Raw genomic sequence first — 26,819 nt, 5'->3', positions numbered from 1 at the left:
ACAATGAGAACATAATGCGAACAAATAAGCTTTAAGGTTATCAAAAATGGATAAGAGACCAACAGCGATTGATTTATTCTGCGGAGCAGGCGGACTTTCTGAAGGCTTTCGACAGGCTGGTTTCCAGGTTCTGGCTGGTAACGACATTGACGAAGCAGCTAGTAGAACTTTTTCTGCCACGCACCCTGAAGCAATTTTATTGCCGGGGTCGGTTGCTAAAATTTCCGGAACAGACTTCCTCAAATCGGCTGGACTCAAAAAAGGCGAACTTTCATGCCTTATTGGTGGTCCACCCTGCCAAGCATTTAGTGTTTACAATCATCAGCGCGGAATACACGACGAACGTAGTCAGCTCTTCCATGAATATCTTCGGATTGTTGACCAAATACGCCCTGAGTGGATTGTTATGGAAAACGTAACAGGCATCACTTCAATTAGTAGCGGTGCAGTCGTCTCCTCAATTATGGAAGGGTTTAAGAAGAGAGGATACAATATTGAAAATAACGTTCTTCGTGCGGAAGAATATGGAATACCACAAGAACGGCGCCGTGTCGTTTTTATAGGGAATCGGCTGGGAAAACCGATCATCTGGCCGGTAAAAACACATGGCAAAGGGCTACTACCGTTTGTAACGATACATGATGCCTTATCGGATTTACCACAGCTAAAAAACGGTGAAGACAAAGGCGATTTGCCATACTCAACTGGACCATTTTCTTCTTACCAAAGAGAGCTGCGAGGAAGTGCAACTCGCGTGCTAAATCACGCTGCGCCTAAGCTAGGAGCGGTAAACATTGAACGTTTAAAGCATATTCCAGCAGGTGGAAGCTGGCGTGACATTCCGGTCGATCTGCTTCCCGAAGGCATGAAGCGCGCTAAACGCAGTGATCACACAAAGCGATATGGGCGTATGCGTTGGGACGGCCTCTCTTCAACCATATTAACTAAGTGTGATTTGCATTGGGGGGCGTTCATTCATCCTGAGCAAGAGCGAACCATTTCAGTCAGAGAGGCTGCCCGTATTCAATCATTTCCAGATTCGTTTCAGTTTTTTGGCTCAAAGACCGAACAATACGTTCAAGTAGGTAATGCAGTTCCTCCCATTCTTGGACGTAGTATCGCTAGAGCTGTTATCGAAGCTTCTATGTCGGCTAAGCAAGGAGACAGGGTGCTGACTGACGTAGCAGCCTAACTTTAGGATTGACGCACCATGCTAATTTCTGAAGTGTTTGGATTTGGCGTTGAAGATCAGTCCGAGATAGCATGGAATGCCCGCAACGCTAAGCTTTGCCCTTTCCGCAATAGCGCGTGCACGAAATCCAGCAAAACAAACCCAATAGGAATTTGTTCGCTCTCTGACGGTTTAGAAGCGGCCTCGCTTTGTCCTGTTCGGTTTATTGAAGATGACCGGTGCTTTTATGACGCGGCCTCGCTTGCATTTGGCGAAGGTGTTTCATTTGGTGTTTTTCCGGAAATTAGAATTCTAAAAATTGAAACTGGAGAAGAAGGTAAGCCGGAACGAAAAATCGGAAAAATCGATTATCTACTTGGAAAAATAGAGGCCGGAAAGATTTGCGATTTTGCCGCTGTAGAAGTTCAAGCCGTCTACTTTTCAGGCGAAGAGGTTCGTTCTCCTCTGAATTATTTTCTCGAACACCGAAAGTTAGACCTTCCAAATTCGGAGCGGCGAGCAGATTTTAGATCATCTGCACAAAAACGTCTCGTGCCACAACTACAACTGAAAGTTCCGATCTTCCGACGTTGGGGTAAGAAATTCTTTGTCGTCGTAGATAATCAGTTTTTTCGTGCACTTCCTGAATTCAAAACGACTACACAATCGAATAGTGAATTAACATGGTTGAGCTATCCGATTTTCAAAACTGGTAAAAGTTATAAGATGAAAGAACCAAATATTGTATTCTCAGAATGGGATGAAATTCAAAACTCTTTGAGAGAAGGTTCTCCTCCAGAACCGAGAGAGATTTTGGAAGAACTGCAACTCAAACTTGACGGTCCAGCAAGAACACGACCAAAGTTACTAGAGACTTAGAATAAATGATATTTGATAAACAGTTCATTCAAAATAAATTGGTTGAGTCTAAAATTTTACCCTGACATCAGTAAATTTGCCTTAGCCACCCTCCCCCACACTTCGCCTCATCCTTTACCCTCTTCGCTCGGCGATCGCCTGACCCGCCGCGACGCCCGACGACCAGGCCCATTGAAAGTTATAGCCGCCGAGCCAGCCGGTGACATCGACCGCTTCGCCGATGGCATACAACCCGGGCACGGCGCGCACTTCCATGGTTTTGGACGACAGCGCAGCGGTGCTGATGCCGCCAGCGGTGACCTCGGCCTTGGCATAGCCTTCGGTGCCGGACGGCTTGAACGTCAGGTGGCTGAGGCTTTCAGCTGCGGTGTCCAGCACGGCGTCAGCCACGTTGGCTAACTCGGTGGTAATGTCCGTCGTGACACCAATGCGGGTGGCCAGCGCTTCGGCCAAGCGCTTGGGCAACAACTCGGCCAGAGCGGCTTTGAGGTGGGCGCGCGGCATGCGGCGTTTGGCATCGCGCAATTTGGCGGCGGCATCGTCCACCAGTTGTAGCGAGATGGGCTGACCGGGCGTCCAGTAGGATGAGACCTGAAGGATCGCAGGACCGGATAACCCCCTGTGGGTGAACAACACCGCTTCTTCAAACGCCACGTCGCCAGCCTGTGTGCTGACCGTTGCGACCGCCGGACAGGCCATGCCCGAGATCTCGCGGAACATCTGCTGGTCCGGGCCGAGGGTGAACGGCACCAAAGCGGGACGTGGCGTAACGACGTCCACCCCAAACTGTTTGGCGATGGCGTAGGCGCGGCCCGTGGCGCCCATTTTAGGGATCGACGGCCCGCCGGTGGCAATGACGAGCTGTGGGGCTGTGTAAGACCCGACCCTGAACTGTCCGTCCGTGTGGCTGATCTCACCAATGTCTGTTGAGAGCACAATATCTACGTTTCCGGCACCGCTGGCCTGCTGGCATTCGTCCAACAGCATCGCGACGATCTGCCGGGCGGAACCATCGCAGAACAACTGGCCCAGGGTTTTTTCATGCCAGGCGATTTGATAGCGCTCGACCAGGGCGAGGAAGTCCCACTGGGTGTAGCGGCTGAGCGCCGACTTGGCGAAATGCGGATTTTCAGACAGGAAACACGCGGGCGCGATGCCCATGTTGGTAAAGTTGCAGCGCCCACCGCCGGAAATGAGGATTTTCTTGCCCGGCGCATCGGCGTGATCCAGCAGCAGGACGCGTGCACCCGACTGGCCTGCCGTCGCCGCGGCCATCAGGCCGGCACCGCCCGCGCCCAGGATAATTGCATCATAGGTCATGACGGCGTTCTATTGCATTGCAGGCTTTTGCAAAAGGCTATTGGCGTAAGCGTTTATCTTGCGCCGGATTGGTTTTTACTCTGAACGGTGCGTTCGTTTTATTCTGAACGGTGCGTTCGTTCCATCCGCTCATGCCGCTCTTGCGCTTCCAGGCTCAGCGTTGCGATGGGCCGCGCTTCAAGACGCTTGAGGCTGATGGGCTCATCGGTTTCTTCGCAATAGCCGTACGTGCCCTCTTCAATCCGGGCGAGCGCCGCCTCGATTTTTGAGATCAGCTTGCGGGCGCGATCTCGGGTGCGCAGCTCCAACGAGCGTTCCATTTCCGCCGTCGCCCGGTCAGCCAGGTCTGGCTCTTGCAATCCGCCATCTTGAAGGCTCTCGAGGGTTTCCTCGGTTTCCTTCATCAGTTCACTGCGCCAGGCGAGCAACTTCTGACGGAAGTACTCCTGCTGCTTGGCATTCATGAACTCTTCTTTTTTGGTCGGACGGTAATCTGGTGGAAGATTGACAGTCATAAGCCCCTGAGCCATGAGTGGTTGGGTTGATGGCGCGGGACTATAGGGACAGGGTTTTGCTGCGGCAATAGGGAATCAGGCTCAATTCACAACCTTGTCATTTCAGTTTACATGACAAAGGCGGAACCTTCTAAGCTATTGATTTCATTTATAAATATTTTTGGCCGCGTTTGGACAATCTGGCCTAACGTCTGGACAACTTGGCCAATTCGACCTCTGCCCGCAGCTCAATCTCGTCCAATAACTGCGAGATCAACGGATCAGCCCCCTTTTCGCGCTTCTCGCGGACCAGTCTGGCGAGGGCGGCGAGCTTCTCTTTGGGAACATTCCCCATGAGAAGACCTCGGCGCACTTCTTCCAGGCGGTCGAGGATATCCTCCCCCTTGCGCGCCCGGCGTTTACGCTCAGAATAGTCTGGCATGGTGCCGGTTTGAGGAGCGACGGACTGGGCCGCCAGGATGCCCCCAACATCAGCGACTGGGCTCGCGCGCTCGGCGGGGGCAATTTCTTCGCCCGTTGCGGCGTCCACGCGACGCAGATGCGAGGCAAATTCTCCCGGTTTCCCGGATTTTTTTGCCTTGTCGGTCTTAGTGGTTTGAATGCGCGAAGGGCCACTGGGCCCGCCCACCTTCATCGCCATAGAAGTGATCCGCCTGCGGTTTGAAAACGTCTCATCACATACTCTTCAATACCATGGTCCGGGCTGCCGTCCACTGGGCAATAACTGCCGGGTCAAAGCCGCTCAGGCATGGTTAAAAGCCACTCTACACACTCTCAGCCCGACAGAAAATCTTTTATTTCCATAGGGTTAGCTCAGAACCCAGGATGGCATGATTTTCGCATATGAGGGAACGGGAAAACGTATTCCCGATCGGACCTCTATTTTTGGTGCGATTTGGGAGGCAGGAGCGAAAAAGAGGACAGAATGTTAGATCTGCGTCGCATAACAGAAGCCTTAGCACCGCAAGACCTGATCAACCGGGTTTGGATGATCGGGATGCATGTGGTGCTGGCTGCCATGATTTTGGCCAGTGCCAGCCACGCCGAGGCGTCTTCACGTATTAAGGACATCGCCACCTTCGAAGGGGTCCGCGACAACCTGCTGGTGGGCTACGGCCTGGTCACGGGCCTGCAAGGCACCGGCGACGAACTGAGGAACATGGCCGCCACACGGGAAAGCCTGATTGGTATGTTGGAGCGCCTCGGCGTCAACACCCGGGACAGCACCCTGAGGACTGACAACATTGCAGCGGTGCTGGTCACCGCGACAATGCCCCCCTTCGCCCGTCAGGGCACACGAGTCGACATCACCGTGAGTTCCTTAGGCGATGCCGAGAGCCTGCAAGGCGGCATGTTGGCGGTGACCCCGCTGATTGGGGCCGATGGCGAAGTCTACGCCGTGGCCCAAGGCCCTGTTCAAGTCGGTGGCTTTGTCGTGCAGGGCGCGGCTGAAGTTGTCTCGCGGGGCGTGCCCACCAATGGCCGCATTCCTGCCGGCGGCATTGTTGAGCGAGAAATCGATTTTGCGCTGGAGGACCTCGTTTCCATGAAAATCGGTCTACACAACCCAGACTTTACAACAGCGCGCCGAATGTCTGACGCCATTAACGCGTTCCTCGGCACCACGGCTGCGGTAGCGATGGACCCCGGTACAGTGCAATTGCAAGTGCCCCAAGGCTACGCGACCTCGGTCGTTAACTTGGTCACAGACATTGAACAGTTGCGCATTGAACCGGATCTGCCGGCGCGCGTTGTCATCGATGAATCGACCGGCGTGATTGTGATTGGCGATGGCGTGCGGATTTCACAAGTGGCCATTGCCCAAGGCAACCTGACCATTCGTGTCACAGAAACGCCGCAGGTCTCGCAACCGGCACCATTCTCTGAAGCGGGTGAGACGGTTGTTGTTCCGCGCACACAAATTGAAATTGATGAAGACGAGGAACGGCGCCTGCAAGTGGTGAACGGCGGCGTGAACTTACAAGACCTGGTCAACGGCTTGAACTCTCTCGGGGTCGGCCCCCGTGACATGATTTCTATTCTGCAGGCCATCAAAGCGTCTGGGGCCCTGCATGCTGAAATTGAGGTGATGTAATGCTTGATCCAGCAGCCCTTCTCTCTCAGGCCAGTGATGCCTATAGCGCCGGCACGCAGAACCGTGTTTCCGGTCAGGCGAGCGCAAAAAATGCGATGACCGAAGAACAGGCCCGCGCCGCCGGCAAAGAGTTTGAGTCGTTTTTTATCGGGCAAATGCTTGAATACATGAACACCGATATTGACTCCGGCGGCATGTTTGGCGGCGGCCATGCGGAAGACGTTTGGCGCTCGATGCTCAACCAAGAGTACGGCAAAGAGATGGTCAAAAGCGGCTCTATTGGCATTGCGGACGCGGTCATGAAGTCTTTGATTCAATCTCAAAACGAAACTTCACCTGTTAACGCAACCTCTTCGAGCGCGGCAGCCGCCGCTGCAGCGACCGCCGCTGCTCTGCCCGCCAGTGCTGCGAAAATTCCTGGAGCCGCTGGTGCGCCTATCGCGCCAATCTCGGCGACAGCTTCAACCATTGAAAGGGTGATCTGACATGAATGCACATCCAAAGATGCCCCCTCGTCTGCGCCAACCTGGCCAGCAATCTGCGCCCGGCAATCGCATGGGCCAACAGGCTGTCCGTCAGCGGGGGCCGAATGGTCGCCTGGATCACTTGCCACCGCGCGATAAAGGCGAAGACGTATTTCAGATTATTCGGCAGCTCAATGACTTGCTGATGAAAGAAAACGTCGCTCTAAAAAAGCACCGCGTGCAGGACGTGCATGTGCTCGGCGAGCGCAAGCAAGACTTGGCGCGCCTGTATCAACAGCAAATGAATGCGTTTCACCGCAATCCTAAGCTTCTGAAAGATATGGAAGAACCGAAACGCAACGCGCTGATTCAATCTGCTTCTCGTCTCACGGAATTGATGAAAGACAACGCCAGCCTGCTTAAGGCCAACATCCAAGTCATCAATTCATTCATGAAATCTGTTGTGGACTCCGTGCGTGAAAAACAAGAGCGGAAATCCACATCTTATTCCAAAGAAGCGCAGCTTGACGGCCATGTCACAGTTAAGCGCCACATGGCCGTTAGCTTTAACGAGGTGACCTGATCGCAGGTCAGGCCAAACAGACTATTTTTAAAGGACAACGACAATGTCGTTAACACTGGCCCTTAATACGGCGGTCTCCGGACTTAACACCGCACAAGCGGGTTTAAGTACGATTTCGCACAACATTGCCAACGTAAATACGCCTGGTTACACGCGGAAGATTCTTGATCCGTCATCACGGATTCTTGCGGGGGCCGGCGCTGGTGTTTTTGTCGGGGACATTCGCAGTAACGTTGACCAGAACCTGCTGGAAGATCTGCGCAATGAACTTGGCGGATTTGGTTTACTCCAAACCAAAAATACTTACTTCAACCGGATTTCCGACACTTTCGGAACGCCACAATCCAACAATTCAATTGCCCATACCGTCACCAAAATGGCGAACGAGTTTGAGTTGCTTTCCACAGAAGTCGAAAAGCCAGCAACTCACCTTTCAACAGTTCAGTCCGGGATCAGCGTTGCCTCTCAATTGCAGCGCATGAGTGATACCGTTCAGGGTCTGCGCTTGGACGCTGACCGTGAAATTGAACGCAATGTCCTTGAGATGAACAATCTCATGCAGACGATCTCGAGCTTGAATGATCAAATCTCACTTGGGTCGGCAACAGACCGCCAGACTGAGGATTATGAAGATAAGCGCGATGTCGCCCTGAGCAAGCTGTCTGAAATTATCGACATTCAATACTTCTTTACACAAACGGGTGCCGTGACGGTTTTCACAAAAGACGGCACGACGCTGGTTGACAGCCAGCCCGTCAACATGAGCCACGTTGCTTTGAACCGGGTGAACCCGGAGCACACTTACGCCGGGGGCGATTTCAACGGTATTTTTGCCGGTGTTCTGGACCTCACCAACGATATTCGCAGTGGCAAACTTGCCGGCCTGATTGAAATGCGGGACCGCACATTGCCTGAGATGCAGTCACAACTTGATGAGATGTCGCGCAATCTGATGGAAGAAGTGAACCTGGTGCATAACCGGGGCACAGCCTATCCGACCGTAAACACACAAGGACTGGGAACACGGACGTTCTTGGACTCAGCAACGCAAGAAATAGACATCACCGATGGTGATGTCAGCATCGTGTTGTACAACACCGACGGCAGCGAAGCCTTTTCGACCAAGCTTGGGGCCGATTTGGGCTTTACCACAGGCACGGTGGATGCCATGGCCACCGCTATTCAGACATACATTGCCGCCCAAGACCCGCAATTGGCCAACGCCACGGTCGCCGTGAACGCAGCTGGAAAGTTAGAATACAGCCTGGGCACAGAAGCTTATGGAATTGCCTTTCGGGATGAAACATCTGCCGTGAAAGGCAGTGAGTCCGAAGACATTACCATTGAGTTTGATTTGGACGGCGACGGTGTCGATGACCAAACCCATAAAGGGTTTTCAAACTTCTTTGGTTTGAATGACTTCTTCACCACAGCGCCTAAATTATCGTTTTATGAATCCAACTTTAAGCCTAACAACTTTACGCTCGGCACAACGGCCACACGCACGCTGACCTTCTACGACGAAACCAACGACCCTGCTACCGCTCCCATTGGGACGATTGACGTCGCCCCGGGTGACAGCCTGCAGGATATTGCCGATGCCATTAATTCAGACAACACCCTGAACCAGCGCCTTGAAGCAGAAGTGGTGCCTGACGGAAATGGACAGAAGCTGCGTATTCAGCAAATTCAAGGGGAGCAGGTTCTGATCACTCAAACCGTGGGGCGCGACGCCATTGACGCCCTAGGGCTGGACGTGTCTGAAGTCGCGACGTCACAGTTGCTGGATGTTTCAAGCACATTGAAAGACGATCCCAGCACCATTTCCCGCGGGCGCGTGCAGTTTGATAACTTAACCGGCCGTTACTTCCTGTCCCCTGGGGACAATGAAGTGGCTGTCGAACTGGCTGCTTTGATGAGTTCTCAGACATCGTTTAATGCAGCGGGCGGACTTTCCGGCGGCAACAACACGTTTGCAGATTATGCCTCTCAGATTGTCTCCCGCGCCTCAACACTGGGAGCCGCAGCGAACACAGATTTTCAATTTCAGAAAGACATCAAAGGCGCGCTTGAGTTGAAGCACTCAGAAATCAGTGGCGTCAACTTGGACGAAGAACTCAGCCAGTTGTTGGTGTTTGAACAAACTTACGCGGCATCCGCCAAAGTGATTTCAACGACCCAACAGCTTTTCGATATTCTCAATAACCTGGTTTAAGACGGTTAGAATCAGGAGGACATAGACAATGGTTTCACGCATATCTACCTTCGCGAACAACCAAGCCATGGTTAATCGCATGCTTCAAACGCAGGTCAAAGTGTTTGATGCCCAGACTCAAATTGGAACGGAGAAGAAATCTCAGACCTATTCGGGCATCGCGTCAGACAGTTTCCGTTTGATTAGCATTGAGGGCGAACGCGCACGGCTTGACCAGTACGTCAAAAATAACTCCATCGCCGAAACAAATGCCAAAGCCATGGTCACCACCATAGAATCCATGGACGAAGTACTACGCCTGCTGAGGTCTGAGATGATCTCATTCACCAGTCGTGACCTGAGAAACCCCTCGAATGAGGATGTGGCCGCCGTGACCGACATTCAGGAACGTGCCTTCTCCGCCCTGAACGACATGGAGTTTTTCCTCAACCTGAAAATTGATGGAAAGTATTTGTTTGGCGGTGGCAAAACGGACAGTCCCCCCGTATCCATCCCTTATGACAATGTCACAGAATTCCAGCAGGACTATGATGGCATTGAGCGAACCTACGCGACAACTCGCACGGCCCACTTGAGCCAGGCCAAGTTTGAAGATGTCACGGTCACTTACACCAATGAAAACATCCCCGTAAAAGGCGAAGACACCGATGTGACGCGAATCACCGGCGCTGCAGCTGGAGATTTGATTACCGCGACATTGGATTCCAACAGCTTCGGTGATTTGACCTTTTCTAACGTTAATAGTGCTGGCGTTATCACTTCCTCCAACCAGAACGCCTTTAACAATGTGACGGTTGGCCAGACAATCCTGATCAACGGCACTGAAATAGCCGGGGCCGGTGCGACAGACAACAATGGTGTATATACAGTGACCGCTGTCTCTGGTGACGGTACGCAGATCACACTGGATCAAACGGTCACGGCAGGTACAGAACTGGCCGCCGTTGGCGTGAACATCAATTTGGCCGTTCCCGACGGCACGACAATGTTTTTGTCTGGTGATGACGTAACCAATGACGGCCCTTACACGGTGCGCTGGCCTACCAACGCAGAGATTGCCGCCATTCCACTCGATATGAACGCAGCGACACCGGCTGTGGTATCCGGCGACGTGATGTGGGTGACCGGGCAGGTTTTAGATACAAGTGGCGAAGACATCACCTTAGATTCCGCCCCTTATTACCGCGGTGACCGGTTGGAAACTGAACACCGGGTAAGTGAAAACCGGGTCATTAAGTTTGGTGTCAACGGCCTCGACCCTGCTTTTGAGAAAGCCATCCGGGCCATTGGCCAAGTCTTACAGGGCGATCTGATCAACAACCAGCAGCGGGCTGTTGATGCCTTAGAGCTCTTAAACAACGCCATTGAACATTCGCCGCAATCCACCGAGAAACCCAGCGACGTTCAAGATGTCGCCCAACGCTTGGCGATCAATCAAAAGATTATCTTTGATGCCAAGGAAAATATGAAACAGTTCGACGGGTTTCTGGGTCAGCGTCAGATCGAATTGGAAAACGTGGATATCACTGAAGCCGCTGTGCGATTGCAAGATGACGTGCGTGCCCTGGAGATTTCTTTCGCAACTTTGGCCCGTATTCAAAACCTGTCGCTGAACAACTTCCTCTAGATCTAAGATTACTTGAGGGTTTGCTCGAGGGCGCGTTCGATTGCGTCTTCAAAGGAGCGCGCGGCCCCAACCGCATCTGTCAGGCGACTTTCTAAAAGTTGATCTCGGAGGCTTTCACGCAGACCTTTTAAAGTAGTGGTATTTTTGGCTAAGGCAACGGCTTTGTGAATAAATGCGTCCGGCGTCGCGGCAATATGATCGCTCAGACCGGCTGAGGTCAATAGACTGGCGCCAACCCGCGCTGCATGACTGTTTCCCCGTAACGTCACCACCGGCACACCCATCCACAGCGCCTCACAGGTTGTGGTGGTGCCATTATAGGGAAAGGTATCCAATGCAACATCGACGCGTTGATATAAGGCAAGATGGTCCGTATCTTCGATGGCCCATCCCATGGTTTGAATGCGATCTGCCGAAACCCCTGCTGCGCTAAAGCGGGCTTTAAGAGTGTTTGCCGTTTCATCTTCGGTGAAGGCACGCGCTTTCAACAGAAGACGCGCATCAGGAAGCTCGCGCAGCACTCGCGCCCACAATGCAACCGTTTGATCAGAGATTTTGGCGGCCTTATTGAACGAGCCGAAGGTCACATGGCCATTTTCCAATAACGGTAAAGACAAGACCGGGGGACAGTCCGTTGGCGGTGCAAAAACATGTAAGCCCGTATTCAAATACAAAGGGCGATCTCGATCAAAGTTATTGCCTTCGGCGGGAGGATTGGTGATCTCATCACATAACCAATAATCTATGGCTGGCACGCCTGATGGCCCGGGATAGCCTAGACCGGTGATTTGAACCGGTGCGACACGAGACGACAGCGCCCGCAGTCTATTGCCCGTGGTATGACCGGCAAGATCAACCACCACATCAAGCTTGGTATCTCGCACGCGTGCGATCACCTCATCATCCGGTTTATCTGAAAGCTCTATCCATTCAGCCGCAACAGACCTGTAAGCCTGGGTCACATCGTCCGGTTCACGCACATCACTGCACAAAATGACGGATATTTTGGCAGGGTCGATGGCCTGGATCAGCGGCAACGCGAACCGGCTAACAGAATGCCGCCGAAAATCTGGTGAAATAAATCCAACGCGAATGGGGCGTTCAATTTTTCTCGCTAATGCTTTTGGGGTTTGAGCAGACGGAGGCAGACGATCGCCAACTGTGTCATGACGACGACGGATGTCAGCGGGGTCATCTGCGCGATACATCTCGGCATACAGTGTGTTATCTATCGCTGGTGGATGATCGGGCACTTTATCGAGAACGGACTCGAATACGGCAACAGCCGCTGTGATATCGCCCTGCTCCAGCAGCGCTACACCTTGGTTGGTGGCCGCATCTATATTGTCCGGGTTCGCGGATAAAGCCGTGCCGTACGCTTGAGCTGCCGCGTGAAACTGGCCACCAGCGGCACGCAAAGCCCCCAAGTTGTTATGGGCTATTGAGAACGCGGGAAACTGATCTATCGCGTTTTGAAACGCATCCGCGGCGGCGGCTGCATCGCCAGTGCGCTCGAACGCTAGGCCAAGATTATTCCAGGCCACTGGATAGGGGTCTTGCCGGGCTACAGCGCTCTGATACGCGGTGATTGCACCAGAGATATCTCCAATGCGCTCACGCACCCAACCAAGATTGTAGTGAGCTGCCGCTAAGCCCGGCTCAACATCAACCGCCTGTGCAAGCGTTTGAAGGGCGCCCTGCTGGTCGCCAAGATCAGACAAAACACGTCCTTTGAGCAACAGTGCATAGCCGTCATCTGGCGTTTTGGTTAACAGTAGGTCGCAATAGGTAAGCGCACTCTGCAGATCGCGGCGCTCGAAGGCCAGGGTCGCAGAGATACTGATCGCTTCGGCCGGTGGATCCGGCTCGGCCATAACCTCGGCCACCAGGAGCGACGCCTGCGCGTCCAAATTCGACTGGTAGTACTTGATGGCGAGGGCCAGCCGGTCATCCATGATGAATATTCATGACCATTGTTTACAATGTTTTTTCATGACGGGCCTCATGATACTTAAACCACTTTGGCCAGAACACTTTGGACGGAGTCATCGGTGCGTAAAGGCCGTGGTGCCTTATGCTCGAAAGTTTCCGGCCCCTCACACCAGGCCTGCCACGCGGTACGATATAAAGCCTCAAGCGTACGGGTAAATTCGACTTCGTTGCGCAGGGGTGAGGTTTTCATCTGCCCCCGCAACGTGCCACGAATTTCGGCCAGGCGTTCAGGTGACTTTCCCCACGCAATCGCTTTTGCAACGTACGTTTCAATATCAGGCGCCACGAACTCTTCGTCCAGCCCTGCTGCGCTCAATAGACTTAGCCCCACACGCCCGCTGTGGCGGTCGCCCAGGACAGTCAGTACAGGCACCCCCATCCACAGCGCCTCGCATGTGGTGGTGGTGCCGTTATAGGGAAACGTATCCAGGGCAAGGTCAACGCCCGCATACCGCCCGAGATGATCTTTCACAGAAGGTACGAACGCCTCCATGCTGATGCGGGAAGCCTCGATACCCGCATCTGAAAAATATCCGAGAACCCGGTCGCGGACGCTTTCTGTTTTGAGCTGTTTGCACTTGAGGTACAAGCGAGACTTCGGAACATGTTTTAAGATTTCAGACCACGCTTCAACCACGTTTGCATTGAGTTTCGGCAGCACATTAAACGACCCGAACGTGACATATCCGCGCTCTAGGTGCGGCGCGGGCGCGGTGCTGGGTGCTTTTGAGGTCGGGCGGTAACAATGAAAACACTCTGGCAGTCGCAGAAGCGTTTCAATACTGCGCGACTCAGCCTCACCCTTTGGGTCTGCACGCTCATCCGTGATGCGATAATCCATAGCCGTAACACCACTGGTATCGGGATATCCAAGATATTCAATCTGGACCGGCGCTGGTTTATGACCGCACGCAGGCAATCTGTTGCCGGACGTATGTCCACCAAGGTTGACCAAAACATCAACACGATCGGATCGAATCCTCTCGACCAAAGCCGCATCTGTCAAACCAGCGGTTTCCACCCAAACATTTGCCGCCCGCTCCATAGCCTGCGTAATCTTATCGATGCGCGTAGTGTTCGAATACAGAATAACCTCAAAGGCCGAGCGGTCATGCTTTTCCAACAATGCTTCCATAAAGTGTGACACGGAATGACCACGAAAATCGGGTGACATATAGGCGAGGCGAAGCTTGCGGTTTAAATCACGCGGGTTAGCATGAGGCCGCGTCTGGTCAATTTCACCGCTGGTGAACCGGCGTCCGAAATCGCAATGGATGCGGTACAATTCATCGTTATCTACATCAGGCTGGTACAGACTGGTGAACAAATGATTTGACGCATAGACCGGCGCAGACATGGTGTCGGCCTCAGCCGCGGTCGCCATAGCCGTGCGCGCTTCTTTAATGCGGTGTTGTTCCAACAGAGCCACGCCAAGTGTATTACGCGCCATGACGTTATGAGGGTTAACGATCAAGGCGTACTCAATCTCTTTAACCGCTTCCGTCAGATCCTGTTGTTCAAGCAGCGCCACCCCAAGGCTATAATGCGCAAACGCATTATAGGAATCGATACTCAGCGTTTGGCGATAAGCGCGAATGGCCTCGTCATAATTGCCCCGCATGAAATGCGCGACCCCCAGATTAACCAGAGCATCCAGATACGTGGAGTCGAGTGAAACAGCCCGCGCCAATTGATAAATTGCCGCTTCAAGGTCAAACATCTTCAGCAGCAGCGTGCCATAATTATTGGCCAGAACGGGCATGTCCGGGCGTAGCGCACAGGCCCGCTCAAACATATCCGCAGCCGTAAAACGCTCACCCAGCAGGGCGAGAACCAAGCCAAGGTTGTTGAGCACTTCTGCATTCTCAGGCTCAAGCTCAAGGGCGCTCTCTAAGGCGTGTTGGGCCTCTTTAAACCGTTCAGCCTGGCGCAGAGCATTGCCATAAGCATTTAAAACAGATGCTTGATTCGGGTGTTCTTGCAATACCTTTTTCAGGGCGACGATGCAGCCATCCACATCCCCAGACTCGCGCAAAGCAAGCGCCAGGTTCACCTTGGCATCAAGGTAATGGGGATCAAGGGCAACAGCGCGGTGATACGATTTCAACGCCGCATCAAAGGTACGCTGTTCTAATAGAAGATTGCCAAAATTGTTGTGCGCCACCGGATCATCCGGCTTGAGTTTCAAAGCCTGCTGGAAACTATTGGCGGCGCTTGTCAGATCGCCAACACCTTTTTCCACCACACCCAGATTGACCCAGGCGTCTGCAAAAGCGGGATCGAGTTCGACTGCTTTTTGAAAGGCCAGCCTTGCGCCTGAAGGATGACGGCGCTGCGCCTTCGCCAACCCCAAAGCATAATGCGCCCGCGCCATATTGGGGCTGATTCTAAGAGCCAACTCAGCGGTCGCCTCCGCAGCAACTGCATCCCCAAAGCGGCGATGCAAGGCAGCCTTAGCCAACACCAACTCGATATCATTTGGCACCACGGCAACAGCATCATCCAAGGTGGTGAGAGCCTCATGCGCTTGACCAAGATCGGCGTAGATTGAGGCAAGCTGCATCGCAGCACGCACTTCCTGAGGTGCCAGTGTGAGTGATTTCTTTAAATGTGCGATGGCCGCGTCATTGTCCCCCAGCGCATGCCGACAGAGCGCGGCAATAAACAAAGCCTGGGTATCTTCTGGCTTTCGGGCCAGATAGGTCTCTAATAGAAGATCAGCGGACTCCGCATCACCCTCTTGCAGGTAAGACACAGCTTGGCTGAGAAGAGGTGAAGTTCCTTGACCGGCTGTCATACCAAACGGCGGCTTTTCATCTTCACAGGCTGCGCCATAACTGGTTTAGCCTCAGGGCAAGAGATCAGGCGCTGTCGACCGGGGTTGTGCCGCCCGGGACGGTAGCTGCAGCGGCTGCATTGGCATCAATTGCCGCTTGGTCCCCTGGATTCGTTCGTAAGCCTGCTGCAAGATTACGGTTAATATTGATCAGCACATCAAGATCGTTGCTGTTGGCCGAGCGCAGCGCCTTGGTGGTTTGCTTATCAACAAAAATACTAAGGCTCATCACGTTGGCCTTAATCTCCGGCGGGAGTTGGTTTTCTTCTTCCGTGATGTCGGCCTGCATGATGGTCCACAACAGATGATTAAATCGCAAAGCGCGCGAGAACTCATCGATATTGCCGGAGACCTTCTTCGCATCTTCAAGAAGCAAAGCCGCTTTGGTAAAGGCCATGGCCTCAACTTCTCGTGGCGTCAGATTCTGTTTCTGCTGCTGAGAATAAGCTGCGTATTTATCTTTAGACATTCTTTAGAGCCTCCGCCTCAAGCTTAATAAGCTGTCGGCACAGCTTCAATGCTCGGTAATGGTCGCCTTCGAGTATCCGCTGTGACATTTCCACCATCATATCAATTGCCTTGGCATCTATGGGCATCAAAATCATCTGCCGCATGAGTAAAAAGTAGATGCCGTGGTAGTCCTTTTCTTGCGCTGGGTTGATATACATATTGAGGATGGTGACATAGAGCTTTTTCGCAATTGTATCTGCGTCTTCCTCAGTAATTATATCTTTTTGCCGCACCACCGGAACGCGGTTCAGAACGACAAATTCGGTCTTATTCGGCCCGTTGGCGATGACAGACGTCCCAATCAGAACTTTCTCGTTGGGCTTTAATGTCAGTTTCAGCGGCATATCTACCCTTAGACATCGCAGGATAAAGGAAAAAAAAGGTTAACTTACTTAACTCTGACCCCTAAAAAGCCAAAGAATAAGCGGGTTAGAGAGCTTATGCGACGTCATATTCGTGGCCCGACTTCTACACAGTTTTGACCAAAAACGGAAGTGCCCAGTGACAGGCCGGACAAGATCAGATGACGTCATCAGGGAAAGAGGGGTTTGTTAGTCAGCTTTACCCGAACAGTCTTAGGATGGCCTGCTCAGACTGCTGGGCAATAGACAGCGAAATTGTGCCAAGCTGCTGGCGCGTTTGCAGCGATAAAAGGTTTGCCGATTCTTCATTGAGGTCAGCGTTGACCAGGTCTGACGCGCCCCCCTTAAGCGTATTCACAATGTCTTCCGTGAACGATCTGCGAATTTCGAGCAACGCCGAGTTCGTGCCAAGGGCCTGTGCAGACTGACGCACCGTGATCAACGCGGAGTCGATGGCGCGGATCGCGGCATTGATCGCCCGTACAGCAGCGGTTCCAGTTTGCCCCCAAACCGTCGAGTCTCCGGGCGTTCCGGTTGCAACGGCTGAAATTCCGACCATGGTATTAAAGTCTGTCGCACTGATGCCACTGATGATCAATTGGTTGATCGAGACACGCTCGGTCCGCTCATTAAACTTAACCGTCAACGTATCGGCACCAGCTTCAAACGCGGACGTAGAATTCTTGAGCAAATTGATACCATTGAAACTGGAGTCCTCTGCCAGGTTATCAACCTGACTGCGCAGCTCATTAAACTGGCTGGCCAGTTTGCCACGCGTCGAACTTTCCGGCGCGGAAATAGCGGACTGGGCCAGGGCTTTCATCTGTTTCAAGACAGCTTCCATGCCCTCGAGACCTTGAATGGAGGCCCTAATCACATTGATGCCGTCGGTGATTCCGTCCTTGATGTTTTGCAGATCGGCGGCGCGGCTGTTGAGGTTACGCGCCTTAAAAAATGACAGGGCATCATCAATTGCACTGTTGACCTTGAGACCTGTGGCAAGCCGTTCTTGCGTGCGGCCAATCAGCGACGTGGTGCGCTGCAGGGAGAGCAGGTTGGTGCGTGTCGCCGTTGATAAGGTTATATCACCCATTGTTCCGCCTCGTGCCGCAACTGGAAACTTATCTGCCGACTATCCGGTCACGTCCATTGATGTTGTTATGCTGAGTTCTGAGGTTACAGAAACTCAACCCAAACCTTTTCTTAGACTTCGAGTCTTATGCCTGAATGGCGAATAAAAGGTTAAAGGGCGAAACAGTTTTTCTGCACAAAAGCAGGCCGAAACAACAAGGAACGCAATAAAAAAGCGGCGGGCCAAAGCCCGCCGCTTAAGTTGGTTTCGAGCTAAAGAAACCTTAGAAGAGTCGCAGAACGGCCTGTTCAGACTGCTGCGCGATGGAAAGCGAAATCGTACCCAACTGCTGACGTGTTTGCAGCGAGAGCAAGTTCGCAGATTCTTCGTTGAGGTCAGCGTTGACCAAATCAGAAGCACCGCCTCTCAGCGTGTTGATCAAATCAGCCGTAAAGTTACGACGAATTTCCAACATTGAAGAGTTGGTACCCAATTCCTGAGCAACCTGACGCACGGTAATCAACGCCGAGTCGATAGAACGGATCTGCGCGTTAATTGCACTGATGGCAGCTGTTCCGGTTTGTCCCCAGACGTTTGCCGATCCGGCAACACCGGTGGCTGTGGCCGAGCTCGCAACGATGGAGGCAAAGTCAGTGGCTGAAACACCGGAGACGACCAACTGGTTCAATGGACCGGTCGCTGTTCCAGGTGTGTCATCCTGACGTTCGTTAAATTTAACGGTGAGGTTGTCTGCACCAGCTTGGAATTCGGTGGTGTTGTTCTTCAGCAGGTTGGTCCCGTTAAAGCTGGAGTCCTCTGCCAAGTTGTCAACCTGTGAGCGCAATTCGTTGAACTGGCTGGCCAGTTTCGCACGAGTCGAACTTTCTGGAGATGAAATGGCGGACTGCGCCAAGGCTTTCATCTGCTTCAGTGTGGACTCGATGGCTTCAAGACCTTGGACAGCCGCCCTAATGACACTAATACCGTTGGAAATTTCATCCTTAATGGATGCCAAATCTTCAGCACGTGCATTCAAGTTACGGGATTTAAAGAAGGCCAACGCATCATCAATCGCGTTGTTCACTTTGAGGCCAGTCGCCAAGCGTTCTTGGGTGCGACCAATTAGACTTGTAGTTCTTTGCAACGACAAAAGGTTTGTTCGCGTCGCCGTCGAGAGTGAAATATCTCCGGACATGTTGTTTCCCCCTTTCTAGGTTCAGGGACTTTAAGACCACTAACAAGGCGCCGCGGGCTTTGGCTCTAAATGCTTGAGCTTTTGCAACTAACGTTGCGACGTCATGCCATCCGATTTAGGGGGAAAACCCAAACGAAAGGTTAACCGGATGAATTTTTTTGTTCTTAGGGGAAAAATAAAAAAAAAGCGGCGGGCCAAAGCCCGCCGCCAAACCAAGAGAAAACTGCGCTTAATTTAGAAGAGTCTGAGAACCGACTGTTCTGATTGCTGGGCAATAGACAAAGAAATTGTACCCAATTGCTGCCGGGTTTGAAGAGACAAGAGGTTGGCCGATTCTTCGTTCAAGTCGGCGTTGATCAACTCAGACGCCCCACCCCGAAGCGTGTTGACGAGGTTTTGAGTAAAGTCCCTGCGAATTTCCAGCAAAGATGAGTTTGTACCCAAGTTTTGTGCAACTTGACGCACCGTAACCAATGCAGAGTCGATGCCGCGGATTGCCGCGTTAATGGCTGACACAGCTGCCGTTCCGGTTTGCCCCCAGACCGTAGCCGACCCAGCGGCACCGGTTGCCGTCGCGGAACTTGCAACGATGGTCGCAAAGTCAGCCGCAGACACACCAGACACGATCAATTGGTTTCGCGGCCCGGTATCCGTTCCAGGTGTGTCATCCATACGCTCGTTGAATCGAACGGTGAGGTTATCCGCGCCTGCTTCAAACGTATTTGTCGAGTTTTTCAAAAGGTTGACGCCATTGAAACGGGCGTCCTCCGTCAAGTTGTCGACTTGAGACCTTAACTCATTGAACTGGCTTGCCAATTTTGCCCGGGTTGAGCTTTCCGGCGAAGAAATAGCCGATTGCGCGACAGCTTTCATCTGCTTCAAAACAGACTCGATGGCCTCCAAGCCCTGAATTGAGGCCCGAATGACGCTGATGCCGTTAGAAATCTCGTCTTTAATGGTTGAAAGGTCCTGCGCGCGACTATTCAAATTGCGCGCTTTAAAGAAGGCCAGCGCATCATCAATGGCGCTGTTCACTTTAAGGCCCGTTGCCAACCGCTCTTGCGTGCGGCCAATCAGTGACGTTGTGCGCTGCAAGGACAAAAGGTTTGTCCGAGTGGCATTAGATAGCGAGATATCTCCCATAACCTGCTCCTTTTCACCCCTCTAAGTGGGGGCACGACCGCTGAATAGCTCAATGACCCTAAGAAACTCTTTATAATAAGAAACGAGGCGACGCACCATGCGGTACGTCGCCCCGATTGAGTGTCCTAGATCAAAAGCGTCTTTAGTCTTAGAACAACCGCAAGACGGACTGTTCAGACTGCTGCGCGATCGAGAGCGAAATCGTACCAAGCTGCTGTCTGGTTTGCAGTGACAGAAGGTTAGCCGATTCTTCGTTAAGGTCAGCGTTGACGAGCTCAGATGCACCGCCACGCAGTGTGTTGACCAGGTTGGCCGTGAAGTCTCTACGGATTTCCAACAAGGATGAGTTGGTACCCAAGTTCTGCGCAACCTGACGCACAGTCACAAGAGCAGAGTCGATGCCGCGGATTGCCGCGTTGATGGCGGACACAGCGGCTGAGCCAGTTTGTCCCCAAACAGTGGCCGACCCGGCTGTCCCGGTCGCTGTTGCAGACGATGCTATGATAGAGGCAAAGTCAGTGGCGGACACACCGGACACGACGATCTGGTTTAGGGCGGTATCCTGACGTTCGTTAAACTTAACAGTCAGGTTATCAGCACCCGCTGCGAATGCCTCAGAGGAGTTTTTCAGCAGATTTGTGCCGTTGAAGCTGGAGTCTTCGGCCAGGTTATCAACCTGAGACCGCAGTTCGTTGAACTGGCTTGCCAGTTTTGCACGGGTCGAGCTTTCCGGTGACGAAATAGCGGATTGTGCAATAGCTTTAAGCTGCTTAAGGGTGGATTCAATGGCTTCCAAACCCTGAATAGCAGACCGAATAACGTTAATACCGTCGGTGATGCTGTCTTTAATGGACGACAAGTCAGACGCACGGGCGTTGAGGTTACGAGCCTTAAAGAAGGCCAAGGCATCGTCAATGGCACTGTTAACTTTGAGGCCTGTTGCCAGACGCTCTTGAGTTCGGCCAATAAGATTGGTGGTTCTTTGGAGCGACAGCAGGTTTGTGCGTGTCGCATTCGATAGGGAAATATCACCCATTTTGGTTGCTCCTTTTCTAGGACCAGGTTATCGACGTTTCTGTCTTGTTCGCTGTGTACGGATTCTCCATACATTCCCTTTCAGGAATACGAACGCTACCCTCTTACGTTAACGTCCTGTTAACTGTCAATGCTTTTTTCACACGTAATAGGCGATACACTAAACTTCAGTAGATTAAGCGGGGCGGTATCCTAATGTTTTTTGATGTTTTTGGGCCTCCAGCCCCCATTGAAATCAGGAAAATAGATGAATGGTTTCAGTTACTTAGACCAGAAGAAGCCACACTCTGATGGAAGGCTATCTGCTGCTCGCCCTCCACGACCCGCGCTACCTGGATCTGGCCGCGAACTTTGCTATTTCAGTCAAGCGCCTGGAGCCAAGGCCCGTGAGCGTGGTTATTAGTCCCGAAACGCCTGTTCCCGAGGCTTATACACGCTTTTTCGACCAGATTATTAGGCTCGAAGATCACCCGAACCTGCGCGGTGCTATGGCCAAAACGCTTCTTTTCGGCGCCTCTCCCTATGAGCGGACGATGTATATCGATGCTGATTGCCTGCTTTTTAACACCAAAATCGAGTTTTTCTGGCGGCAGTATCGAGGTCATCCCTTTGCGGTCGAGGGGCGCCCGCAAAAAACCGGCCCCGTCTTTGCCTGCTCACTTGGCGTTAAAGATGCGGCTGTTCTCTGTCAGTTGGTCAATGTGCCTGAACTAACCGTCTTCAATGCCGGCGTGATGTACTTTGAAAACAGCGCGGCCTCAGAGCGTGTGTTTAATACCGCTATTGAACTATTCGAGGGGCCCCATCGCGATGAGATCAGCTACCCTTACAAGCATGACGCTGAATATGCAGATGAACCCTTCTTTGCCTGCGCGCTGGCCATGCTCGGGATTGCCCCTTTCCGCCCCACCACAACACACCGGCTTCAGGTGACCACACCGAATATGATTGAGGGTGTTATGGATTTGACCGTCGGCGACTTGCAGGTCATCAAGCAGGTCGCAGGCGGTAGAACCGAAACATGGGCTGGAGCGATTGGACACTTTTGTGGACTTGCCCCTATGGACACGTATTTTGGTCTCGCCGACCAGCTGCGTGATGAAGCTGGGCTAGAACGTATGGACAGGTCGCAGTTTCAGGCCAAAGTAATGACAGCCAATACGCACCATGACTAACTCATCATCACAAACACAGCGGACAAATCGTTTTCACCGGAGCGCTCACGCAAAATGACACAGCAAAAATCCGGTGGTGAAAATGCACCGCGCCTGGTTTTGGCAACAAGCCTATCGCCCATTGATGAGCGCGATGTGCAAGCCACGACCGTTCAATCTTGGCTCGACAATGACATCACCGTGGTTGCGGTCAATACAGCCGCAGAGATTGATCAGTTCAAGTCGACCTATCCGAACATCCATTTCGTAGTGGCAGAGCGGACGGCAGAACAATACGCGCATAAGCCCGTGCCCTATATTTATGACCTGCTGCAAGCGGCCAAAACGCAATCTAGCCCCGGAGATACGGTCGGGATTATCAACGCAGATATTTTTCTGCGGCCTGCGCCGGGGCTAAAGCAATTCCTAATGCAGTCAGCCGACGGGTGCGTCGTGCTTGGTCCCCGCGTTGACGTCACAACGGCTGACTCCTTCAACGTGAAAACCCCAATTTCAAACCCAAAATTTTCCGTCGGCTACGATTACTTTATTATGAGTCGTGATGTTGTGGATGTCTTTGCTGACAGTCCATTTGCCATGGGTATGCCCTTCTGGGATTACTGGCTACCGCTGACCGCCTATTTGGCGGGGCGTGACCTTAAGAGCCTAAATAGCCCCATCGCCTTACATGTAAACCATGAGACCCGTTGGGATGAAACCATATACCTGTTCTTCCATGCATTAATCGCCTATGTGATGGAACAAAGTAAAAGCAACGCGGGTAACGGCACAGCAGCTAACCGGCAGTTGGCGTTCCTACTTAACTTCATATCCCATCATTATGGATTTATTCTGGACAATGGCACTTCAGGGAAAGAAGGAGCTCCTCCGGACGAAACAGCCATAGCCGCGCTGGCCGATTTCTATGACCGCTTTCAAGAGGCCGCCGTTCACACCATAAAAAGCAATGCCGAAGTGATCCACTTCGACGCCACATAAGAGTGCGTCATGACTAAGAATCTGGAAGACGCCTTTGCCGCCGCGCAACAAAAATATCAGTCTGGTAATCTCGCTGATGCTGCCGACTTGTATCAAGCTGTACTCGAAATTAACCCAAGGCATCCTGATGCGCTGCACATGCTGGGTGTTGTTGCCTACCAACTCGGACAGCCGGAGGCAGCGGCAGCACTTTTGCAACAAGCGGTAAGCGTCAAACAGCCCTTTGCGGATGCTGAGTCCAACCTCGGGACGGTGCTTTTGGAACTTAGTAGACTTGACGATGCCTTAAGCGCCTTGCGTGCCGCGCACAGTCACGCGCCAGACAACCCAGCGATCATTTACAATCTTGGCAATGTGTACGGGAAACTCAGAAACTGGCCCGCCGCCAAAGAGGCGTACACAAAAACCATCGCACTTGATGACCAACACGCGCAGGCGTGGTGTCAGTTGGGCCTGACCTTAACGAACTTGGGAGAGGCCACAGCTGCGGTTGCAGCATACGAACGAGCCTTAGATATCCAACCGGATCACAGCCAAGCCCTGTACAATCTGGCGAACGTGCAGCGCGACCTGGGTCACCTGGGAGAAGCAGAATACTTGCTGCGCCGCGCCATCGCTGCACGGGCCGATTACGCCATGGCGTGGAATAGCCTCGGCACCCTCCTGGGTGATATGGCCCGGTCCGACGAAGCCCTGGAGGCGTTCGATCAAGCCGTGAAGTTTGCGCCTGAGTCCACCGCCTACGCCTCTAACAGATTATGCGGACTGCACTACGTTCCGGGGATAACAACAAAGCGCTTGGCCGAAGCGCATACCGAATGGTACTGGCTCCACATCGCAACAATCCTTGAGGCAGGAAACCCTGCCCCCGTTGATGCTGACCCAGACCGCACCTTAAGGATCGGATTTGTGTCACCCGACTTTGGCAAGCACCCGGTGGGATATCTGAGCGCACCCCTCTTTGAGAACACCTCTCCTCACGCATTAGAAACGGTTGTGTTCAACACACGCCCGGTTGATTTTAAAGATGTGCTCAGCCGACGCATCGAAACCGCCTGCTCAGCCTGGCATGATGTTGCCCAACTGAACGATGAAGCGCTGGCGCAGTTCATCACATCGGAGCGTATCGACATCCTGTTTGACATGAGTGGCCAAACCGCTGGCAACAGACTGGCCGTGTTCGCGCGTCAGCCAGCCCCGGTGCAGATGAGCTGGATCGGATATGTCGGCAGCACCGGATTACCGATGATGAATTATGTGATTGGCGACGCGCATCAATTCCCGCGTGACGCTGAAAAACATTACACGGAACGTTTGTTGAAACTGCCCAATGGCTACACCTGTTATGCACCACCAGATGATGCGCCTGATGTCGGGCCACTGCCCGCCAGCACAAATGGCCATGTGACCTTCGGCTGCCTCAACAACCCGGCCAAGCTCAACGATGACGTTATTCAGACCTTCGCCAGCGTTCTAATAGCCGTTGACCACAGTCAATTGCTGATGCGCTTTCGTGGGTTAGATGACCCTGTAGTCCAAGCGCCAATACTTAAGCGCTTTAAAAAGCATGGTATTGCGCAAGACCGCATTGCGTTTGAAGGGCGTGCGGATCATCACGTTTTTCTCGACACCTACAACCGTGTGGATATGGCCTTAGATACGTTTCCGTATTCGGGCGGACTGACAACCTGTGAGGCCCTATGGATGGGAGTGCCGACGCTCACAGTGCCTGGTGAGACTTTTGCCGGACGGCATGCGGCGACTTATCTCAGCACGACAGGGTATAACGATTGTATTGTTGGCTCGAGAGATGAACTTGTCGAACGCGCAGCCTCACTGGCGTCAGACCTCACGGCCCTTGCCGAGCTGCGGGCCAAGATGCGAAATCAAGTGGCACATTCACCGTTGTGCAATGGCGCGACTTTTGCTGCCGGGTTTGAGGCGAAGCTTCGCGAAGCCTGGAAAAACTGGTGTGCGACGCAATAGCGCAGCAGATATGGACTCAAGAAACGTCTGTGAGAACATCCAGCAACCGGTCTACCTGCGTTGACCAGGACCATGCTTTCATAAAATTTGCGCCATTGCTGGCAATGCGTTTCGCCTGATCGCGATGGGCGTAAGCCAGTTCCAACTTCTGCACCATCTCTTCGATAGAAGACTCGCCCCAACCCTCCATATCTTTTCGTCCCATGACCTCACCCAGAGGAATTTGCAAGTCGATCCCAAAACACGTGTCATCCCCAAACAAGTCTAAGTGCCCGGTGTTACGTGAGAGAATAGTGGGTACACTGCAGGCCATAGCTTCCATGGCCACGAGATTCGTTCCGCCCTCGCAGCGGCTTGGAAACACGGCAACATCCATCTCCCGCAAGACCGCTGGCGTTTGTGAATTGGCAAGGGCGCCGAGATCGATAAAGGAGTCAGGCGCAAGCCCCTCGCCCAACAACCACTCATTGATATTTAACAGGCCGTCTTCTGTGCGGCGGGGCACGCCAGAAATATGCGGAGACATTTTCAGAGAGTCCGCCGCCTCTGGCCATGGATTTTGCCAGGCCGTCACCAACAGAGCTTCAGGGTGGCGTTTTTGAAACTGTTTAAACGCCGCAACAACCAAATCTTGGCCTTTGCGATACTCGAGCTTGCCGCCGGAAAAAACGGCGAAGCGATCTTGAAAACGGCCCGTCCTGCTGCCTGGACAAAACAGGGCAGGGTCGATCCCTTGCGGACAGTTAAAAACGTTGTTGAGACCGGCTGCGCGCAAAACATCTGTGTTCCACTGCGACCCCGTAATAACAGCCCTCAGAGCTGCAGCCCGCGTCAGGTTCTCTGTGGGCACGTCCGCAGATTCAAAAAACACCACACCGATATCAATATCTGCCGACCATCCATCTAAAAAGGGCGGAAAATCTAATCCGTCGCCCAAAGCCCGCAGAAAAATTCCCGAGACGGTCTGGCCTTCGATTTTGCCTTCGGTATTTCTGAAATGCTCGCGGTTCGCGATCGCTGAAGCCAAAAGGTCTGGCTGTGTGTCACTTAAGTTTAAGATTTTGGCGAGAAAAGGCAGACCGATATCAACCCCCTTTTGAGCGAGTTGTAACGCGAGGTTCAAGCCATATGTCCCCCAACCGCTGGGCACGCCGACCTGCCATCCAATAACAACTGGCTGAGATATCGGCTCTTTCATCGACATATCCTTAAGAGCTTGTTTACCAAAGTGGATTACGCAAAGAGGAGTGGGGTATAGAATTAACGCTGTAAATCATAAATGTATGCGATTTCAGCAGAACAGACGAGATGACGCGAACAAAACAGCGTTCGCTCTCAGTGTAGAAAGGGAGTTTCCATGTCCGATTTCATGATGAGCCAAGTCAAAGGCCTTCTGTCCAAGGTGTCCGACGACATGGAGGGCCTGGCCGAATCAAACACAGATCAATTTGAGATGCTGCTTGGCGCAATTGACGATCTGGCGGCCAATATGTTTGCAACTCAGGCTGTCATGACTATCCTTCTTAAGCAAACACCTGTGGATGCTGAGGAAGCGAAAGCTTGGATCCGCGAACAAGCCGCCGCCGCTGGCCAAGAAGCGCCAAAAGCTGAATCCATGGTTGACTACCTCATCCCGGGTAAGTCCTAACCAAAACCTGCGTTTCAC

The 26,819-nt window shown here is 52.7% G+C and carries 23 protein-coding genes; 11 read left to right on the top strand and 12 right to left on the bottom strand.

What is annotated here, in order from left to right; genetic code table 11:
- The first annotated feature begins 46 nt into the window (after positions 1 to 46).
- Both RIC29_08840 and RIC29_08835 read left to right on the top strand, forming a co-directional pair.
- Entirely contained in the window at positions 47 to 1,192 is a 1,146-nt protein-coding gene (locus RIC29_08840) for a DNA cytosine methyltransferase (GenBank protein ID MEQ8735017.1), read from the top strand.
- An 18-nt stretch (positions 1,193 to 1,210) separates the two neighbouring features.
- Positions 1,211 to 2,050, top strand: coding sequence for a NotI family restriction endonuclease (locus RIC29_08835; protein ID MEQ8735016.1), 840 nt, complete (start codon positions 1,211 to 1,213; stop codon positions 2,048 to 2,050).
- Between the two features lie 114 nt (positions 2,051 to 2,164).
- On the opposite strand, the gene RIC29_08830 is transcribed toward RIC29_08835, so the two are convergent.
- The 3 genes from RIC29_08830 to RIC29_08820 form a co-directional block, all read right to left on the bottom strand.
- Positions 2,165 to 3,370: an NAD(P)/FAD-dependent oxidoreductase gene (locus tag RIC29_08830; protein ID MEQ8735015.1), complete on the bottom strand. Its 1,206-nt coding sequence runs from the start codon at positions 3,368 to 3,370 to the stop codon at positions 2,165 to 2,167.
- Between the two features lie 98 nt (positions 3,371 to 3,468).
- Positions 3,469 to 3,885 (bottom strand): RNA polymerase-binding protein DksA, encoded by a 417-nt coding sequence (dksA, locus tag RIC29_08825; protein MEQ8735014.1) that lies wholly within the window; start codon positions 3,883 to 3,885, stop codon positions 3,469 to 3,471.
- A gap of 184 nt (positions 3,886 to 4,069) precedes the next feature.
- Complete coding sequence (locus RIC29_08820) at positions 4,070 to 4,525, bottom strand: flagellar assembly protein FliX (protein ID MEQ8735013.1); 456 nt, start codon at positions 4,523 to 4,525, stop codon at positions 4,070 to 4,072.
- Positions 4,526 to 4,873: 348 nt separating this feature from the next.
- Between RIC29_08820 and RIC29_08815 the strand changes: the two genes are divergently transcribed.
- Genes RIC29_08815 through RIC29_08795 form a run of 5 tightly spaced genes read left to right on the top strand, consistent with a single transcriptional unit; the run spans position 4,874 to position 10,869 of the window.
- Positions 4,874 to 5,980, top strand: a complete 1,107-nt coding sequence (locus RIC29_08815) for a flagellar basal body P-ring protein FlgI (GenBank protein ID MEQ8735012.1) — start codon at positions 4,874 to 4,876, stop codon at positions 5,978 to 5,980.
- Positions 5,980 to 6,465 carry a rod-binding protein gene (locus RIC29_08810; GenBank protein ID MEQ8735011.1) on the top strand — a complete coding sequence of 162 codons (486 nt, stop codon included), beginning with the start codon at positions 5,980 to 5,982 and terminating at the stop codon, positions 6,463 to 6,465. Before RIC29_08815 ends, RIC29_08810 begins: the two co-directional genes overlap by 1 nt.
- Before the next feature lies 1 nt (position 6,466).
- Positions 6,467 to 7,027 (top strand): hypothetical protein, encoded by a 561-nt coding sequence (locus RIC29_08805; protein ID MEQ8735010.1) that lies wholly within the window; start codon positions 6,467 to 6,469, stop codon positions 7,025 to 7,027.
- 43 nt (positions 7,028 to 7,070) lie between these two features.
- Positions 7,071 to 9,242 (top strand): flagellar hook-associated protein FlgK, encoded by a 2,172-nt coding sequence (gene flgK, locus RIC29_08800; protein MEQ8735009.1) that lies wholly within the window; start codon positions 7,071 to 7,073, stop codon positions 9,240 to 9,242.
- 28 nt (positions 9,243 to 9,270) lie between these two features.
- A complete protein-coding gene (locus tag RIC29_08795) occupies positions 9,271 to 10,869 on the top strand; it encodes a hypothetical protein (GenBank protein ID MEQ8735008.1) in 1,599 nt (532 codons plus the stop codon).
- 8 nt (positions 10,870 to 10,877) lie between these two features.
- On the opposite strand, the gene RIC29_08790 is transcribed toward RIC29_08795, so the two are convergent.
- The 8 genes from RIC29_08790 to RIC29_08755 all read right to left on the bottom strand — a co-directional run bounded on the left by RIC29_08790 (position 10,878) and on the right by RIC29_08755 (position 21,015).
- Positions 10,878 to 12,824 (bottom strand): tetratricopeptide repeat protein, encoded by a 1,947-nt coding sequence (locus tag RIC29_08790; GenBank protein ID MEQ8735007.1) that lies wholly within the window; start codon positions 12,822 to 12,824, stop codon positions 10,878 to 10,880.
- A 56-nt stretch (positions 12,825 to 12,880) separates the two neighbouring features.
- On the bottom strand, positions 12,881 to 15,658 hold the full coding sequence (locus tag RIC29_08785; GenBank protein ID MEQ8735006.1) for a tetratricopeptide repeat protein: 2,778 nt from the start codon (positions 15,656 to 15,658) through the stop codon (positions 12,881 to 12,883).
- 64 nt (positions 15,659 to 15,722) lie between these two features.
- The gene (gene flaF, locus RIC29_08780) at positions 15,723 to 16,166 is read right to left on the bottom strand and encodes a flagellar biosynthesis regulator FlaF (protein ID MEQ8735005.1); all 444 of its coding nucleotides are present in this window, start codon (positions 16,164 to 16,166) and stop codon (positions 15,723 to 15,725) included.
- Positions 16,159 to 16,551 carry a flagellar biosynthesis repressor FlbT gene (locus tag RIC29_08775; GenBank protein ID MEQ8735004.1) on the bottom strand — a complete coding sequence of 131 codons (393 nt, stop codon included), beginning with the start codon at positions 16,549 to 16,551 and terminating at the stop codon, positions 16,159 to 16,161. Before RIC29_08775 ends, flaF begins: the two co-directional genes overlap by 8 nt.
- A gap of 217 nt (positions 16,552 to 16,768) precedes the next feature.
- Positions 16,769 to 17,662 (bottom strand): flagellin, encoded by an 894-nt coding sequence (locus RIC29_08770; protein MEQ8735003.1) that lies wholly within the window; start codon positions 17,660 to 17,662, stop codon positions 16,769 to 16,771.
- Positions 17,663 to 17,924: 262 nt separating this feature from the next.
- A complete protein-coding gene (locus RIC29_08765) occupies positions 17,925 to 18,836 on the bottom strand; it encodes a flagellin (GenBank protein ID MEQ8735002.1) in 912 nt (303 codons plus the stop codon).
- A 234-nt stretch (positions 18,837 to 19,070) separates the two neighbouring features.
- Positions 19,071 to 19,979 (bottom strand): flagellin, encoded by a 909-nt coding sequence (locus RIC29_08760; GenBank protein ID MEQ8735001.1) that lies wholly within the window; start codon positions 19,977 to 19,979, stop codon positions 19,071 to 19,073.
- A gap of 148 nt (positions 19,980 to 20,127) precedes the next feature.
- A complete protein-coding gene (locus tag RIC29_08755; protein ID MEQ8735000.1) occupies positions 20,128 to 21,015 on the bottom strand; it encodes a flagellin in 888 nt (295 codons plus the stop codon).
- A 289-nt stretch (positions 21,016 to 21,304) separates the two neighbouring features.
- Here RIC29_08755 and RIC29_08750 point away from each other — a divergent pair, with 289 nt between their 5' ends.
- The 3 genes from RIC29_08750 to RIC29_08740 are packed head-to-tail and all read left to right on the top strand — an operon-like array spanning position 21,305 to position 25,153.
- The gene (locus RIC29_08750; GenBank protein ID MEQ8734999.1) at positions 21,305 to 22,189 is read left to right on the top strand and encodes a hypothetical protein; all 885 of its coding nucleotides are present in this window, start codon (positions 21,305 to 21,307) and stop codon (positions 22,187 to 22,189) included.
- A gap of 54 nt (positions 22,190 to 22,243) precedes the next feature.
- Positions 22,244 to 23,167 (top strand): hypothetical protein, encoded by a 924-nt coding sequence (locus tag RIC29_08745; GenBank protein ID MEQ8734998.1) that lies wholly within the window; start codon positions 22,244 to 22,246, stop codon positions 23,165 to 23,167.
- Positions 23,168 to 23,176: 9 nt separating this feature from the next.
- Positions 23,177 to 25,153: a tetratricopeptide repeat protein gene (locus RIC29_08740; GenBank protein ID MEQ8734997.1), complete on the top strand. Its 1,977-nt coding sequence runs from the start codon at positions 23,177 to 23,179 to the stop codon at positions 25,151 to 25,153.
- 16 nt (positions 25,154 to 25,169) lie between these two features.
- On the opposite strand, the gene RIC29_08735 is transcribed toward RIC29_08740, so the two are convergent.
- Positions 25,170 to 26,351, bottom strand: a complete 1,182-nt coding sequence (locus tag RIC29_08735) for a glycosyltransferase family 4 protein (protein MEQ8734996.1) — start codon at positions 26,349 to 26,351, stop codon at positions 25,170 to 25,172.
- Positions 26,352 to 26,510: 159 nt separating this feature from the next.
- Between RIC29_08735 and RIC29_08730 the strand changes: the two genes are divergently transcribed.
- Positions 26,511 to 26,801 (top strand): hypothetical protein, encoded by a 291-nt coding sequence (locus RIC29_08730; GenBank protein MEQ8734995.1) that lies wholly within the window; start codon positions 26,511 to 26,513, stop codon positions 26,799 to 26,801.
- Positions 26,802 to 26,819: the final 18 nt, after the last annotated feature.

Source organism: Rhodospirillaceae bacterium (genome assembly GCA_040219235.1).
GTDB lineage: Bacteria > Pseudomonadota > Alphaproteobacteria > Rhodospirillales > Rhodospirillaceae > WLXB01.
The sequence above is the reverse complement of the archived record's forward strand: the minus strand, read 5'-3'. Positions and strand labels throughout refer to the sequence as shown.